This window comes from Microcoleus sp. D3_18_C2 (assembly GCF_036702395.1).
In the GTDB taxonomy this organism is placed as follows: Bacteria; Cyanobacteriota; Cyanobacteriia; order Cyanobacteriales; family Microcoleaceae; genus Microcoleus.
Window position 1 is genome coordinate 1 of sequence record NZ_JAUBTG010000086.1, and the last position, 15143, is coordinate 15143.

15 protein-coding genes are annotated in these 15143 nt (G+C 45.7%); 5 read left to right on the forward strand and 10 right to left on the reverse strand.

Translation table 11 applies throughout. From position 1 onward, the window contains the following. Positions 1 to 89 precede the first annotated feature (89 nt). Positions 90 to 1664: an outer membrane protein assembly factor BamB family protein gene (locus tag QUA88_RS27730; protein ID WP_333058449.1), complete on the forward strand. Its 1575-nt coding sequence runs from the start codon at positions 90 to 92 to the stop codon at positions 1662 to 1664. A 363-nt stretch (positions 1665 to 2027) separates the two neighbouring features. Here QUA88_RS27730 and QUA88_RS27735 read toward each other — a convergent pair whose 3' ends face one another. Next, entirely contained in the window at positions 2028 to 2291 is a 264-nt protein-coding gene (locus tag QUA88_RS27735) for a DUF255 domain-containing protein (protein ID WP_333058451.1), read from the reverse strand. 1091 nt (positions 2292 to 3382) lie between these two features. Here QUA88_RS27735 and QUA88_RS27740 point away from each other — a divergent pair. The 3 genes from QUA88_RS27740 (at position 3383) to QUA88_RS27750 (ending at position 6364) form a co-directional block, all read left to right on the forward strand. Further along, positions 3383 to 4057: a PEP-CTERM sorting domain-containing protein gene (locus QUA88_RS27740; protein ID WP_333211846.1), complete on the forward strand. Its 675-nt coding sequence runs from the start codon at positions 3383 to 3385 to the stop codon at positions 4055 to 4057. Between the two features lie 803 nt (positions 4058 to 4860). Continuing rightward, positions 4861 to 5697: a cyanoexosortase A gene (crtA, locus tag QUA88_RS27745; RefSeq protein ID WP_333058453.1), complete on the forward strand. Its 837-nt coding sequence runs from the start codon at positions 4861 to 4863 to the stop codon at positions 5695 to 5697. 169 nt (positions 5698 to 5866) lie between these two features. Then, a complete protein-coding gene (locus QUA88_RS27750; RefSeq protein ID WP_333274957.1) occupies positions 5867 to 6364 on the forward strand; it encodes a 2TM domain-containing protein in 498 nt (165 codons plus the stop codon). Positions 6365 to 6742: 378 nt separating this feature from the next. On the opposite strand, the gene QUA88_RS27755 is transcribed toward QUA88_RS27750, so the two are convergent. The 9 genes from QUA88_RS27755 to QUA88_RS27795 all read right to left on the reverse strand — a co-directional run bounded on the left by QUA88_RS27755 (position 6743) and on the right by QUA88_RS27795 (position 13384). Further along, the gene (locus QUA88_RS27755; protein ID WP_333262551.1) at positions 6743 to 7762 is read right to left on the reverse strand and encodes a CHAD domain-containing protein; all 1020 of its coding nucleotides are present in this window, start codon (positions 7760 to 7762) and stop codon (positions 6743 to 6745) included. A gap of 552 nt (positions 7763 to 8314) precedes the next feature. Then, the gene (gene petJ / locus QUA88_RS27760) at positions 8315 to 8653 is read right to left on the reverse strand and encodes a cytochrome c6 PetJ (protein WP_333058457.1); all 339 of its coding nucleotides are present in this window, start codon (positions 8651 to 8653) and stop codon (positions 8315 to 8317) included. A 125-nt stretch (positions 8654 to 8778) separates the two neighbouring features. Then, on the reverse strand, positions 8779 to 9279 hold the full coding sequence (gene psbV2, locus QUA88_RS27765) for a photosystem II cytochrome PsbV2 (protein ID WP_333058458.1): 501 nt from the start codon (positions 9277 to 9279) through the stop codon (positions 8779 to 8781). A 154-nt stretch (positions 9280 to 9433) separates the two neighbouring features. After that, on the reverse strand, positions 9434 to 9922 hold the full coding sequence (gene psbV, locus QUA88_RS27770; RefSeq protein WP_333211509.1) for a photosystem II cytochrome c-550: 489 nt from the start codon (positions 9920 to 9922) through the stop codon (positions 9434 to 9436). A gap of 145 nt (positions 9923 to 10067) precedes the next feature. Further along, positions 10068 to 10259, reverse strand: coding sequence for a translation initiation factor IF-2 (locus tag QUA88_RS27775; protein WP_333058460.1), 192 nt, complete (start codon positions 10257 to 10259; stop codon positions 10068 to 10070). Between the two features lie 384 nt (positions 10260 to 10643). After that, complete coding sequence (gene accD / locus QUA88_RS27780; RefSeq protein ID WP_333058463.1) at positions 10644 to 11594, reverse strand: acetyl-CoA carboxylase, carboxyltransferase subunit beta; 951 nt, start codon at positions 11592 to 11594, stop codon at positions 10644 to 10646. A gap of 129 nt (positions 11595 to 11723) precedes the next feature. Next, positions 11724 to 11945: a hypothetical protein gene (locus QUA88_RS27785; protein WP_333058464.1), complete on the reverse strand. Its 222-nt coding sequence runs from the start codon at positions 11943 to 11945 to the stop codon at positions 11724 to 11726. 61 nt (positions 11946 to 12006) lie between these two features. Continuing rightward, the gene (locus QUA88_RS27790) at positions 12007 to 12837 is read right to left on the reverse strand and encodes a prepilin peptidase (protein ID WP_333058465.1); all 831 of its coding nucleotides are present in this window, start codon (positions 12835 to 12837) and stop codon (positions 12007 to 12009) included. Between the two features lie 286 nt (positions 12838 to 13123). Next, positions 13124 to 13384 (reverse strand): hypothetical protein, encoded by a 261-nt coding sequence (locus QUA88_RS27795; protein ID WP_333058467.1) that lies wholly within the window; start codon positions 13382 to 13384, stop codon positions 13124 to 13126. Between the two features lie 89 nt (positions 13385 to 13473). On the opposite strand from QUA88_RS27795, the gene QUA88_RS27800 reads away from it, so the two are divergent. Then, entirely contained in the window at positions 13474 to 15051 is a 1578-nt protein-coding gene (locus QUA88_RS27800; RefSeq protein WP_333211510.1) for an adenylate/guanylate cyclase domain-containing protein, read from the forward strand. The last annotated feature ends 92 nt before the right edge of the window (positions 15052 to 15143 follow it).

The window sequence follows — 15143 nt, forward strand, 5'->3', positions numbered from 1 at the left end:
CCGTGTGCGGTGAAAGTCGCAAGCACGGTTTTGTAGGAGAGATGGTAGGGGACACTCTGCCATCGACTCTCTAACTATCTCGATATAATATGAGCTTATCATCTCGGAGAACATTCAATCAACAGCTAGGACAATTTTTGCTGAGTGCTGCTGTTCCTCCTGCTGTTATCAAACTGTACCAAACTGAAGATTCGGAGCCAGCTTTATTAGAAACTAATCTTAACAATTTCCTGGCGAAAGCAGACCCAGAAATAGAATTATTAGTCCCGACCTTTTTAGGTAACGACAAGCGTCGGTTCTACGGCAGAGGTGTTCCGAAAAGTTTGAAGTTAATCGACAAATTCCAACTAGGCGGCGGCCGGACTTTTCTGGGAAGGCGGTCTGTAGTTTGGAGCGGTGCCGGTTGGACAGGACAGCCGACAATTACCAGAGACGGGGGAAAAACTTATTTAATTATAGGTGCTTATGACCACAATTTGCGAAAAATAGATATTGCTACCAATAAAGAAGTTTGGCGCTATAAATTTGATGATGTAATCAAAGGTTCATCAACGATTTATATCGATCAAAAAGCTAGCGCCGAAAACAGAATTGTAATTTTGCAGGGAAGCCGCAGTGGCGGTGGTGGCAAAAAAGTAGTGCCGAGTTTTAGGGCAATATCTTTTAGAACTGGCAAGGAACTTTGGAAATTAGACATCAGGAAAACGCCCAGCTACAGCCGGGATAATGACAGCAGCGCTTTGTACATCGGCGGTGGCGTTTTGTTCAATGCGGGGGAAAATGCGATCGGCTATTTTCTCGATAGTTCCACAAGCAGTGCAAAAATCAAAGAAGGCATCAAGCAGCCAAATATCTTGTCGGAGGTACAGCTTTATGCAGCAGGAGATATCAGAAAGCACGGCGGCAACTTGGTAGCGGAATCATCGCCATCAAGGCTCAAAGATAGAATATTTATAGCTGCTGGTTCCGGTCACATTTACGGTATTAGCATTGCAACTAAAAAGATTGTTTGGGATTTTTATACTGGTTCAGATTTGGATGGAAGTGCTGTAATTTCTAAATCAGGGAAACTATTTTGTGCCATTGAAAAACAATACATTCAGGGCAACGGCGGAGTGCTGAAGCTGAATCCAAATAAAGAACCGAATGCCAGCGTCGAATGGTTTTTGCCGACGGGGAATCGCCGAGTTTCTAGCTGGGAAGGCGGGATAATTGGCTCGGTGGCTTTGAATGATGAGTACAATCCAGGGGAGTTTCCGGCGCTGTTTGCCACAAATGCGCTCGACGGCAATTTGTACATCGGTTCCCAAGATATGATTACAGGTAAAAAAACTTTTGTGCCTTGGCGAAACCAGTCTTACGATACTCCGGTAATAGTATTTAAAAAAGCGATTGGTTCTTCAATTTCAACTCCGATTTTTACCGATGGCAATAAACTGATCAGTGCGGGATACAACGGTGTTTATTTGTTCAATTTGAATTGGGAACGAGCGAAGTCGGGGGATCAGAATGCTTTGAGAAATGCTAAAGGGGAGTTTTACCGTTTGAAAGTAATAGAATCGGGGAGATTTAAGCCGGGTTTGTCTTTTGAGGCGACGCCTGTAGTTTGGGACGGAATTGTGAGGATTTGCGCGAGGGATGGCTGGATGTATACTTTGGGTTAGTTATGGGTGTTTTGTACCTCTATCGGGAACAGGCTTTCTGGCCTGTTCTTAAAAGGGTGTTGAAATCCGCCAATGCCACTACCTGCCGTTTAACTTCGCTTATATCTTTCATATAAAGGATGTCAGGAATTATCCGAAACCTGTTATAGCAATCCTCGCATCATTTGTGAATTTCTTACTCCCTCCCCTTACTAAGGGGAGGGTTGGGGTGGGGTAAAAAATTTACGACTTATTTAGGATTAATCTAGCAGCAGTACACGGGCTTGATTGGTCGCTGTTGATTTTACTAAGGTGGGGCTTGGGATTGTCGCTGAATGCTGGGAATGTCGATCGAACTGAAGGGAAAGAGTACGAAAAAACGTTTCAACTGTGGCGGTAGAAGAAACAGGCGGGACAGTGAAAAGCGCTTTTTATCGGTATCAAGTGCGAATTCAGGTATTGGACGATCGCCCGATCGCAAAATCCTTCACATTCCATCACCCTAAACCAGTGGCAGCTAGAGTAGCGAATTGACAGAAGAAATCGGTTGATTTTCCCTCCGGGCCCTTTCTCAGGCTTCGTCGCACCAGGCCGAAAAGTCGATCGAATTTTCGGCGTGTTTTCGCTTTTGCTGGCTAAGCTTGTCATATTATGTCCGATCGATAACCCCTAATATGGTAGGGGATCCCCTCACCAACAATACCGGCCAATAATTGACAATCCCAAAAACCCGCCCCTTGTATCTTAAAAGAGTCAGACGGTAGACGCAGGGCAGTTTCATTCTCTTGTAGGGGCAATCCCCCCGTGGTTGCCCCAATCCCGTGGTTGCCCCAATCCCGTGGTTGCCCCAATCCCACCAAAGGCCTAACAAATCCTGGATGGGTAGGCATTCTTGGCACGAACCCTACAAAAAGCTGGTTTTCCCTAGGGGCAATCCGACCCCTACTCCCCGTGGTTGCCCCGAAACAGCCCCGACGGTAAAGGTGTTCCCAAAACTATGTCCCAGAAAGTCCAGTCGTCCCTTTAGTCGGCCAAAGTTCCAGCCTCACAGATAATAACGAGCACCGAAACCATTGGTCTCTAAATTGAGATGTTGCACGATGATCGATAAGCCTGTTTTGGGCGGCCTCTCCTGCCCACCCCCTACTCCCCACAAGAAAACTCATTCTTTGTGGAACGGGCCCCAAAGCCGGTTCTTGGTAATGGTGCAATATCTAAGTCTAAATGGCGCTGGTTGCTGAATCCGAAAGCGAGAATCCACGCACCGAATACGATCCAAGATTTTGTCCTGAGTTATAGCCCACATTCCGCAGATTCCACTGTCATCATCGGTTTTTACCTGTTTTTACCCACCAATCAACCTATCACTTAAACTTTTCTACCGTACATTCACGGATAAAAAACTTTTTAAGGGCATACTTTAGAGATTAAAAACTTTTTTATCAGTAATTATGCTGTGTAACACCGCTGTTTAGGAAGGTGAGTTATAGCTTTTTAAAAGAGAGAGAAGTCAGGACTAAAATCCGGATGGCAGCACCCCTATTTTTTGAGGCACGCCATAGGAAATAGCTAGCTAGAAGCCATCAATTTAGGCATTTTGCCTAAATCCAATCAGCTTATTCCCAATCTTCATCGAATCTTTATCAAACCTACTTGCATTAACTTGTGCTTTGCTTTAGATTGAATATGTGAAGGAAAAAAACCTGCTTCCAGTCAACATAAAAATAAAGGTGTCAGCCATGAAAATCCAATTAAACTTAGTCAAATCTATTTTAGCTGTTGCCGGTGTCGCTACTCTTAGTGCAGTATCCGCAGCACCTGCCTCTGCCTTCAGCTTTAGTAATATTGCTAGCGATAATACATCGGGAGATGCCTATGTAAATAGCTTTAGGTTTGATGTCCTAGATAATGGCTCCAATAACGTTTTATTCAACATTTTCAATGACAATAAAGACGAATCCGCCGCCGATATCTTTATTGCTGCTGTTCACTTGGACACAGGTTCTAATACCAATTTATTGAGCAACTTTGGCATTATAAATGGTCGTGGTGTTAACTTTACAGAGGGAGCTACTCCTCTGCCACAAACTAATAACCTTGCTACTCCTTGGTCTACGGATTTTGCAGCTGGGATAACTGGTACGCGGAACGGTGTCCAAACTGGTGAGGTTTTGGGATTGAGCTTTACTGGAAATTATAATAACGTAGTTTCCGCGTTGAATAATGGTACTTTGAGACTAGGGATGCACGTCCGGGGTATTGGTAGCAAGGGCGATAGCGATGTTTTTGTCAGCACCGGCACTAGCAACACTGAAGCTACTCCTGAACCTTTAACAATGCTTGCTGCTGGAGCCGCTGTTGGGTTTGGTGCTATGTTCAAAAAGCAACGTGCTCAGGCTCAAAAAGCTGAATAGGCGATCGTTTGAACTCGTTTTCGATTCTGGCTTGATGCCAAACTGATTACTTTATGTTCGAGCTAAAAACCTGGTTTCTTGGTGAAACCAGGTTTCTTAGTATCTGATAGCGCGGCACTCTGAAAACCCCGGACTTTTAAGGCGATATGAAACGCAGTTGTAGCGTTACCGCTGTTATTAAGAGTTACAGCATATTCCATGTAGATGTGGTACACACAATCTTCTAGCCCGTGTAAGGTGCGGATACACCCGTCAATCTGTAAGTTTTATCGACCAATATTTCGCAGATCCGCACCCGGAGGATTAACACCAAACAATATAGCTTTATAGTGTACTTCATGAACATGGAAGAGGCTGTATTTTTAATTTTGATTGATTTACTCGCTTTTTAGTCTTTGCTTACAGGGGCCCAGTAAACAAGTGCTAGGCATCCAAGCAATCATTTCGAGTAACAGTCTTTTCACTAGGTGTCCTAATGCTGAGCTATGCGTTGCATCTGAGTTTCACCATTCATCAAATTCCAGAGTGTCTACTAACCTCATCTCAAAGATTAACGGCGATTAAAATCCTCCACGTCCTTTCCGTAGAAGGGGTTCAAGCTACTGAGTTGTCCACATCCCCTACTATTTTTATGATATCATCTAAGAATAGTCTGGACTGTTTTTTAGTTCGGAGTCTAAAACCATCGATTTTCCGTTGGTACTTCGATTGCCGAATCGGCTGGAAACCCTTATTCTAGGGTTGGCAATCAAAAACAGTCCGCAGTATGGCTCTCATCGATCAACTAATAACTAATATCTAAAATGTTCAAGAGAAAAATTTTTTGGCTCATCATTATCGCCACAGCCTTAGTAACTCTGAATATGACACTCCTGTGGAAGCTGGACGATGTTGCTCATTTTTGGATGAGTATAGTTTTTTGGTTCGCTGTGGGTTCCCTGCTTTGGGACAACCAGGATATTCTCAAACAGCGTGAGATAAAAAGTGACCTATTATCGACAATAGCAGGGACGCTATTAATAGCTTTTATTTTATTTCAAAGTGCTGTGGTTTCCAGTAAATCCGAGCCTTTTTTAAGACTGGCACCTTTTTTGTCTGGTTTAGGTGTGAGCCTACTTGCGGTAGGTTTTCAGAACTTAAAACTATATTGGCGTGAATTGGTAATACTATTTTTTCATGGCACCCCCAGTGTCATTACGTTACCTTTAGTGGATTTTGTTACCTCGCTTACTGCTAAATTTGCTTATTATTCTTTGTGGTATGTCGGTTTTGATGTAACACGCGATGGTAATTATGTTGCTTTGCCGACAGGAAGGGTGTTGGTAAATGGGGGTTGTTCGGGTATAGAGGCAATGAATTACTTATTAGGTTTAGCTGTAATTTGTTTGGTGATGTTTCCTACTAAACAAAATAAGGCTTTGGTAATATGTGTCGCTGTCATTTTGGGTTTTATTATTAATGTTTTGCGAGTGGCGGGAATGGCATTGTTAGTTGCATCTTATCGCCTAGATTTGTTTAAATATTGGCATGAGGGTGAAGGTTCTTTAGTGGTGGGAATGATTGCGGTGATTTTGTTTGGGATATTTTATCAATTTATGTTGAAACGAGATAGCCAACTTAGTCACAGTTCGGGAAATTAATTAGTTGCCATTTGGGGAAATATATCGGTTCTTCGATTTCCCCTCCCATAGTCAGGAGTCTTGCTCACTCAAATGTCCGGGTGTTGAAATCCGCCAATGTCACTACCTATCGTTTAACTGCGTCTATATCTATGATAGAAATGATGTCAGGAATTATCGGAAACCTGTTATGGCAACCAATGAAAGTCAAATAAGTCAAGTTTACGGTTCAGAGGATGCTCAGGGTATTTTACAGCTTGCGATCGCGCGCCGACAGGATGAAGGCGAATTATCCAGAGTGCAGCTTTTCGAGATTGCAGCGGAATTGGGCATTTCCGAACAGGATATTGTAGCAGCGGAACAGCAATGGTTAGCAACTAGAGGAGAATTTCAAGAAAAGCTGGTTTTTAACTCTTACCGTCGTCGCAAATTGCAGAAAAATGTGACCAAGTACGCAATTATCAATACTTTTCTAGTTTTGTTTAATCTAGCAGGTTCGCACGAGCTTTCTTGGTCACTGTTCATTTTACTAACGTGGGGATTAGGATTGTCGCTGAATGCTTGGAATGTTTATCAAACTGAAGGGGAAGATTACGAAAAAGCGTTTCAGCGGTGGCGGTTGAAGAAACAAGTCGGAGAGTCTATTGGTACTGCGACGAATAAGTTTATGAAGTGGTTGCAGTCGTGAGTTGCTATGGTAAAAAACGCGATCGCCCTTTCTTTTACTTCACGCTGCTGAAGTAATTCTGATTTTAACTCGTTATATCAATTCCGGTTACACCGGAATGATTGTTGACTGTTGACTGTTGACTGTTGACTGTTGACGGGCGGGTCGAAAAACTGAATATTTGAGTGTTAACTGTTGACTCGATTTTATGATTCCGATGCAACCGGAAACGATATTACTGGAAAGAATAATTGTTAAGGTTTTTTCTTTAACCTATCCCCAAGTGCGATCGCCCTTGATTGAGTTATACAATGAAGGACTCTGCAATGCCGTGTCCCTACAAATATCCTTCTTTTAGTCCCTCCCGGCAGTCGATCGCATTCTCAGGGCCCAAAAACCCTAACTTTCCTGGGGCAACTTTCCATTAGCAGCATCTTTAACCACAGGATGAATTAAAGCAGATCGAAAACCTTGCCGCATTTCCGAACTCAAATACCTGCGTTGCAAAACCTGCCATTTTTGCCAAGCTGCATAGCGATTTTCGACCAACAAACCAGCCAATTTCGGCAACTCTTTTTCCAGATCGCGATCGACAAAATCTGTCAGAAACTCGCCTAAAACTTCACTGTCTTGAATATCGCCCAAACATTCCTGAATAGCTTTCACATCTTCGACATAAACTTCGTAAGTCTCGCTGTAAAAATCGCCAAACAGATTCATCAAATAGCGAACCCGCTTAGCTTGCTTCCGCAAATCGTGCAGAATAGTTCCCTCGGCTGCTAACTTCTCTTCGACAGCCTCAGCATTTAAATCCTTAGCAATTTTAACTTTGCCATCTTCATATTCTGTACCCAACAGCCAAGCCGGATGGAGAAAAAACTCGCTGACTTGAGGTAACAGTAAATCTGGCAAAACCTCAGCAATTGGCAAATGTTCGATCGCCTGAAACTGCGGTTTTTCCAGCCAATCCTCGATCGACTGCTTCAGCGATTCGTAGGTTTTGTGCTCTAAAATCGCCCTCACCCCTTTCAAAGCCCGGTGGCGCTGTTTGAGCAAATTCGACAAAGCCTTATCCAAAACTTCCTGTTCCTCAGTCGGCAAATTCGGGTAATAGCGATTTTGGAGACTTTCGAGCATCACATCCAAATCCCTGAGAGTTCCCAGAATCCGCCCCACCTTACCAATTTTACGTTCAGAAGCCTCTTTTGGCCAATCTAAAACCGGAGCAAAACCAGTCACAGCCGATCGCAAACGTCTCAATCCCACGCGCATTTGATGAAGTTCTTCCGCGTCTTTGTCTTTGATAACTTCAGCCTCGTGCGCTACACTTTTGCGGAAATATTTCTCAATCGCCCCAGATGCAGCGTCTCCGAGAGTTTTAACTGGAGTTTTAACTTTTGCTGATGTTTTTACGTTCATGGCAGGTGTAGATTCCAGATCCCCGATCGACTTTAATTTGGATTTCAAGGCTTTGCTAGTAAAGGGTTTACATCCTAGCACACCACCCCAATTTATGACGGGCTTCAATACATGAATCTTAATACAGCGGATTCCAGGTTTATAAAGTACACCCCAGAAACCGGGTTTCTTCTGGATTTCTCGCCAGAAACCGGTTTTATTCAAGAAACCCGGTTTCTCTGTACTTCACTTACCTGGAAAGTGCTGTATAAGGTGCTTGACAGTTTATACAAAGTCAGCATTTAGCAATCTCAAATCTTTAAATCTTCAAATCTTCAAATCTTCAATTCTTCAATTCTTCAATCCAAAATCTAAAATCTAAAATCTAAAATAAAATGTCCCTCCCTCGCCATTGAGCTAATAAAAATTGGATTTCTGGCGCGCTTTCCCAAATAGGTTAAGATCGCTGCAAACCGATGTTTATTCGCCAAAGGGTGAGAGAGGGTGCGATCGGGAGGACAAGTTTTAAATTAAATCAAACCCGCCCAGGTTGCCCGACTTCCAAGAGGCAGTTTAGCCTTTCCAGTCTTTCTCAGATTGCTCGAGCACGTAGGTTGCTACATCGTCGATTTGTTCTGGCTTCAAGCGGCCGGCGAAAGCAGGCATAGCATTTTTGCCCTTAGTTACCTGAGTGGTAATAGCTTCCAGAGAATTCATGCCGTACTTCTCAAGAGCTTCCTTTTTCAAGGTTTTCTGGGCCATAACCACGTTGCCGCCACCGATGTGACAAGCAGCACAGTTGGAGCTAAAGATTTTAGCTCCTTTAACAGCATCACCTGCCAAAGCAGGGCGACCAAAGCCGACGGTAAAAATTGCGAACGCTAATAGGGCGATCGATAAGAGTCTTTTCAACGCAGTTCTCCTCTAATGGACACGCAAAGGGTGATTCTTTAGATATTTTACCTGTTTTAACAGGCGCGATCGCGCAGTCGTATCGCCTTCTTCCGAGTAATTTACCACTTTTTGGCAGTAGCAATTCAACTCTCAAAATTCTCCACGCCCCAGCCCGGAGCTTTCTGAGCCGCCCGGATCACAAAAGCCGCTAAATTTTCAATCTCAGCCTGTGGCATCCAGCTTTCCGGCACTTGGCGGCACCAAAAAGTCTCCTCAGTACCGTCATAAGTCATCGGTTCTCTCAGATACGCCACCAGACTATTGATGTTGTTGCGGGGAGGCGTTGCCCCCTTGAGGTCAGCCAAAGACAGAGATATCGTCGGATCGGGCAAATTAGCTCCTCCGACGTGACAATTCAGGCAATTTTGCTCGAACAATACCTTGCCCGCAGACAAATCAAACGCCGAAAACAAGCGAGTATGTCCCTCAGAGTCCAACTCCAGAGCCACAGGTTCGCTGGCTTGTAAATACCTATTCACGTAAGAATCGGCAGCAGCCAAAACAGGTTGAGGAGCCAACAGCACGAGTGGCAAAATAATTAACATCCCCAACAGAAAGCAGACAAAAGCACCACGACGCAGCATGAGGGACTACAACCTTTTGCGATAATCAATGAGCAGGAGGTAAATTTTAGATTTCAGATTTTAGAGCGAAAAACGACCAGCCAGCAATCCTTGCCGAACTTCAGCCATCTCCCAATCCAAAATCCAAAATCCAAAATCTAAAATCTAAAATCGATTAGCGAGCGCCTTTGCCACCAGCCCACTGCTTGGAGACAATTTTCGGCTGCAACAGAATGTGACCGGCAATCGCGTACAAATCTTCATCCGAGAGATTTCTCATCTCAGCGAAAATATCCGCACTCTTCATACTCGGATGCAGTTCCGAAATTTCCTCAAACCCGTCGTAAGTGGTGGGATTTTTCATAAAGTCCACCAGCGACTCAATATTATTCCGGGGCGGGTTGGCCAAAGCCAGAGTTTCCGGGCTCAAATTCACGTTCGGGTCAGTTTTGGTCATGCCCGCAGCGTGACATTGAGCGCAAGCCGAATTGAACAGGCGTTTGCCTTGCTCAACTTGTTTGAGGCTCAGCACCACTGGAGTACCCTTGTCATTCAAAGGCAGAGTGCGAAGTTCAGGACTCAGTTCGATAGCCATCGCACTGCTGACAAATAACTGAAAGCTCAAGAATACAGCGGTCAGAGCAATGAAATATCTTTTAAGCATGGTTCTCCTTAAAAAAATCCGGCAAATTATTGAACGCTAAGAGAGTATAGCTGGCAAACAGATTTGTGTTCAAAATTCCCTCTTTCTGCAACAACTGGCGAAAGTTTGTGCAGCTATACCTTTAAAGGTAGAGGAATTTTGCGATCTAATCTGCAAGAAGTTTTGAGTCGCGCCTTTTTTCGAGAGTGGACATAATTGCCTTAACATCCTCCAAAGCCAAACGGGTTTGAGGGTGCTTGTAGGCAATTTCCAACTCATCGCACAAGCGGATCACCTCTTCAACAGGGACGTTGAAGTCCTCTGCTATTTCTGCGATGGACAGGTCTGCAAAACCCATAATTTTTAGGTCGCTGACAGGTAAAAATTGAGTTGACGGCTATTAACTGAAAGCCGGACAATTTTAGAAAGCGCTGTGAGCTTGTTCTGTTAGTTTGTTCTGAGATTTTGTTCGATCTATCGCAAGCTAACTCACCGCTAACTGCGACTAGGCATTTTTGCCCAGCCTAACTTCAGGGCCAATCAACTTCCGATCAATATCATCCCACTGCTGGGTCGTTATTACCAATAGGAGTTGGGCGGGCGGGGATCAAAACCCGGTGTCTGCGTGAACGTCTCGTTAACAAACTCAATATTTTTGGTAGAAGCCCGGTTTTGAGGAATTCCTCAGAAATTTCCCTCGGTGCCCCGGACTCACCAACAGACAATCCTCCGGCGCGACAGCTTAGGGAGAAAGTTTGAAAGCGTGAGTCTGCGGGGGCAAAGCGTGGCTATCGCTGCCATTGAGGGCGGGAAATTCCGAGTCTGCCAAGAAAGGCTGGGGCTGGTGGAGGCTGATGAGCTGAGCAAGAGTTTTCTTTAATTGAGTCCGGGGTACAATCAAGTCTACAAAACCGTGGGCGAAGGAGTATTCGGAAGTTTGATAATTTTCCGGTAGCTTTTCCCGCAGAGTTTGTTCGATTACCCGGCCGCCCGTAAAGGCCACAGTAGCTTTTGGCTCTGCAATTATAATGTCTCCCAGCATGGCAAAACTGGCGGTGACGCCGCCGGTGGTCGGGTGGGTCAAAATCGGGATGTAAAGCAGTCTCGCTTCCCGGTGGCGTTCCAGAGCCCCGGAGATTTTAGCCATTTGCATCAAGCTGAGCATTCCTTCTTGCATTCTTGCACCACCGGAAGCGCAGACAATGATTACGGACAAGCGTTCCCGCGTGGCGTGTTCGATGAGGCGAGTCAGCTTTTCTCCGACTACTGAGCCCATGCTGCCGCCGATGAACTGAAATTCCATGACTCCGAGGGCGACTGGCAAATTTTCCAGTTTGCCGATGCCTGTTTCTACGGCGTCTAGGTGGCCTGTTTTTTCTTGAAATTCTCGGAGTCGATCGCTATATTTTTTGCGATCGCGAAATTTCAGAGGATCTGTGGCGTGCAGTCCTTCGTTAAGGGGCACCCAGGTGTTGGGATCGATCAACTGCTCGATGCGATCGTCACTGTAAACTCTGATATGATGCCCGCATTCCAAGCAAACCATTTGATTTGCTCGCAGGTCTTTGGTATAACTGAGGGCACCGCAAGCTTCGCATTTATTCCAAAGTCCGTCCGCAATTTCTCGTTCCGGCCGTTCTTGGGAGTTCGGTACTGATTTTCGTCGATTTGCAAACCAATCAAATAGAGACATTAAAACTTGGTAATTGGTAATTGGTAATTGGTAATTGGGAATTGGTAATTGGTAATTAGTAATTGTTAGTTGTTAGTTGCTAGTTGTCAATTGCTAGTTGTTCAGTGACTAATGACTAATGACTAATGACTAATCACCCGCTTCTGGCTCATCTTCAACGGGACTGATGAGGAGCGATGCTGTTCGCTGGTGTTCTGGAAGAACTTGCAGGGCTGTAGCACTTCCAGCCCCCAAATAAGATGCTATGCCCAAGTCTACAATCCGGGCCGGGATTTCATGGGCAGCTAGGAGCTGCTGCATTAATTCCGCTTCCCAACGAAAGCTAGTTGTTGTAAGTGTAATCCAAGACACGGAACAATTTTACCAATTTTTGAGACAATGTTATGTTCGATCGCGCCTGACTGCCTGCCGATCAGAAACTAAAATTCGGAAAAAACAACTGCAAGTAAGTAGATAAGATCGCTTCGCCCCACAGAGCAGTAATTGCTGCACCGAGAGCCAGAAACGGGCCGAAAGGCATGGGTTGACGCCGATCGAGCCAGCCGAGGGCGATCGCCCCGCCACCGACAAAAGCCCCGGCGACACAGGCAATAAATCCCGCTAGCAGCAAGTATTTCCACCCCAGCCAAGCTCCCATCAAGGCTGCCAATTTGGTATCTCCGGCGCCCATAGCATTCTGCCCCAGCCCGATCGTCCCGGCGAGTCCGATCGCGTCAAACAGCCACAACCCGACAACTGCTCCCGCGATCCCATCGAGTACCAGATAGTTTACCGAGTCGATCGAACTAAATGTCGGCCACCAACCTTTCGCCACCTGGAAAACCAATCCGAGCACCAAACCCGATCGAGTTAATGAATTAGGCAAAGTCATTGTATCGCAATCAATCAAAGACAAAGCCAACAGCCAGCTAAACAAAGCCCAAAAACCAAGAGTTTGCACTGTTACGCCAAACCGCCAAAAGATTAGCAAAAACAGCAAACCCGTAGCTGCTTCCACCAGTGGATAGCGGACAGAAATCCGACTGCGGCAGTGATTGCAGCGGCCTCGGAGCCACAGCCAACCGAAAACGGGTATATTTTCGTAAGTTCTGAGTTGATTTAAACATTTGGGACAGCGAGAAGGAGGGTTGATCACCGACAAACCCGCAGGCAACCGATAGACTACCACATTTAGAAAGCTGCCAATAGCCGATCCGACAATAAAGACGATCGCCATGACAAGGCAATTAAAGATTATTTCCATTAAGTTGACTGTTGACTGTTCACTGTTGACTGGGGTTATGTATCACTTGTTACTTCTCAATAGTTAGTTCTCAGTTGTTAGAGCTTGTACGGTCAATTACCCATCATAAAAGGTATTAATAGTCAAGAATGCAAGTTTTCATAAAATCCTGAAAACATGGCTCTTCACTAGAAACCTATTTTAGTGCGAGCGTTCGAGGGGACATAATATTAGTGACTAATTACCAATTCCCCATGCCCTATGCTTAATTATCAATTACCAATTACCACCAATGACCAATTAGCAATTAATACATTTGAGATTCAATTTCCTCAAAAGTAACAAAACGTTCACCGGGCAATAAAATCGGCTGCGAAGCAAAAATTACCTGACCTCGATCGCTTCCTTGACTGACAACTACACCCGCCGGACGCTGCATCTGCTCGGAATGCACTTTCAGATACATACCATAGGCCGATCGAGCAGCTCGGATCAAATCGGGAGCTAGCAAGCTGTGACGTTCGGAAGTTTCTCTAGTGGGTTGTGGGTTTGGCTGGTATGGAGTCACTGGAAACTTATCATAATGGTATAAAGTCGAGCTATTGGTGTTGCCTCTACATTGATAGAACTTACCCTATTTTTTAAGAATAAACTTAGGTGGAAATTATTAATAGATTAACCTACAATCCTCCCTTGGCTGCGATCGAACTGCGGCTGCGATCGCTCCTTTCCGCTCAACTGTACGCTGCTGCGTGGGTAGATCCGTCCCCCGCAACGCTAATGGGGGTTTTCGATCACCTGCGAACTCTGCGCTACATCCTCCATGACTACGTGCCCCGGCCCGTGTCCGAATCTCCGCCCAACCCAGGGGAGGTGCGCTACCAGTGGCAAACAGGCACCTTGCTGTTTACCGATTTGGCAGGGTTTACCTCGCTGTTGGAAGCGAACGCTACCCAGGGGCGCAAGGGAGCTGAAACCCTGCTGGGCGTGATTAACGACTATTTTGCCTCAATGATTGAAATTGTCAGCAAATCGGGCGGGGATTTGCTGGAGTTTACCGGAGATGCGATGCTGGTGCAGTTTCCGTCAGGGGTTTACCAAGAGGATACAGCGAGGGCGGTGCGGGCGGGTTTGCGGATGCAGCGGGCGATGGCTGAATTTGCCAATATTGAAACGGCGCGGGGTGTTTTGTCTTTGAGGATGCGGGTGGGCATCCACTGCGGGCGCTATATTAGTGCTGACATCGGTACGCCGCTGCGGATGGCTCACGTACTGCTGGGGCATTCAGTCCAGCAAGCTAAGCAAGCTGAGGGTTCTGGGACTGTGGGGCGGGTGTGTGTGACTGAAACTGCTAGAGAGTCTTTGGGAGAGCAATTTCGTTTTGAACCTGGGAAGCAGGGTTATTTTTTGGTGGCGGACGATTTCACGGACGATCGACTCGGAGAGTATGATATCACTTTGACTGGGCGGCGGATGCCGAGTTCGGTATTGCTCGATCGCAGCGTGGCGGGCTTGGTAAAAGAAATCGGGGAAGCTGTGAATCGGCTTGAACCCCTTGCTAGTTATATTCCCAAAACTATCCTGAGACTGCTGGTGGAAAATGCAGACAGGCGGAAAATTCCGCCGGATTTTCCTGAACCGACGGTGATGTTTGTCAACTTGATTGGTTTACCAGAGTCTGTAGACAAAGCTTCGCTGGAGGAAGAAGTCAATCTGATAGTTGCTTTTTCTAGGGTGTTTGCGTCGATCGATGCTGTAGTCTCAGCTAAAGGGGGCGTGTTGCAAAAAGTAACGGCGCACTTAGACGGTTCGGATATGCTGATTTATTTTGGCGTGCCCGACGCTAACAGGGATGACGCCAGCCGCGCGGCTAGTGCGGCGATTGCGATCCGAGATATGATTGCAGGTTTGCCTCTGGTAATTATCGCGGGTGAAGAAGTAAAAGTAAGCTGTCAAATTGGGCTATCCCTGGGGCCGGTGTTTGCTGCTGAGGTTGGGGAACCGCGAGGGCGCAGGGAGTTTAATATTCTCGGCGATACGGTGAATACGGCGGCTCGGTTGATGAGCAAGGCGGGGGAAAACCAAATTTTGATTGGTGAAAGGGTGTGTGAGTCGATCGAGCTAAACTTTATTTGCGAGGCTTTGGGATCTGTTGCTCTGAAGGGGAAATCTGCTCAAACTCCGATTTTTGCTTTGCAAGGTGCAAAAGGGGAGAAGGGGAAAGGGGGCGTTTAAATAACTTTGCTGGGCAATAAGTAGGTAGGCGTAAAAAAACCAAATCATGTTAAGATAAGTAAACACTCAAGATTTGATTTACAAAATCAACA

Bases quoted from the DNA above. Each gene is read 5' to 3' on its own strand.
- QUA88_RS27730 (WP_333058449.1), top strand. From the start codon at position 90: ATGAGCTTATCATCTCGGAGAACATTCAATCAACAGCTAGGACAATTT.
- QUA88_RS27750 (WP_333274957.1), top strand. From the start codon at position 5,867: ATGGCAACCAATGAAAGTCAAATAAGTCAAGTTTACGGTTCAGAGGAT.
- accD (WP_333058463.1), bottom strand. From the start codon at position 11,594: ATGTCTCTATTTGATTGGTTTGCAAATCGACGAAAATCAGTACCGAAC.
- QUA88_RS27790 (WP_333058465.1), bottom strand. From the start codon at position 12,837: ATGGAAATAATCTTTAATTGCCTTGTCATGGCGATCGTCTTTATTGTC.
- crtA (WP_333058453.1), top strand. From the start codon at position 4,861: ATGTTCAAGAGAAAAATTTTTTGGCTCATCATTATCGCCACAGCCTTA.
- psbV2 (WP_333058458.1), bottom strand. From the start codon at position 9,279: ATGCTGCGTCGTGGTGCTTTTGTCTGCTTTCTGTTGGGGATGTTAATT.
- QUA88_RS27775 (WP_333058460.1), bottom strand. From the start codon at position 10,259: ATGGGTTTTGCAGACCTGTCCATCGCAGAAATAGCAGAGGACTTCAAC.
- QUA88_RS27735 (WP_333058451.1), bottom strand. From the start codon at position 2,291: ATGACAAGCTTAGCCAGCAAAAGCGAAAACACGCCGAAAATTCGATCG.
- QUA88_RS27755 (WP_333262551.1), bottom strand. From the start codon at position 7,762: ATGAACGTAAAAACATCAGCAAAAGTTAAAACTCCAGTTAAAACTCTC.
- psbV (WP_333211509.1), bottom strand. From the start codon at position 9,922: ATGCTTAAAAGATATTTCATTGCTCTGACCGCTGTATTCTTGAGCTTT.
- QUA88_RS27740 (WP_333211846.1), top strand. From the start codon at position 3,383: ATGAAAATCCAATTAAACTTAGTCAAATCTATTTTAGCTGTTGCCGGT.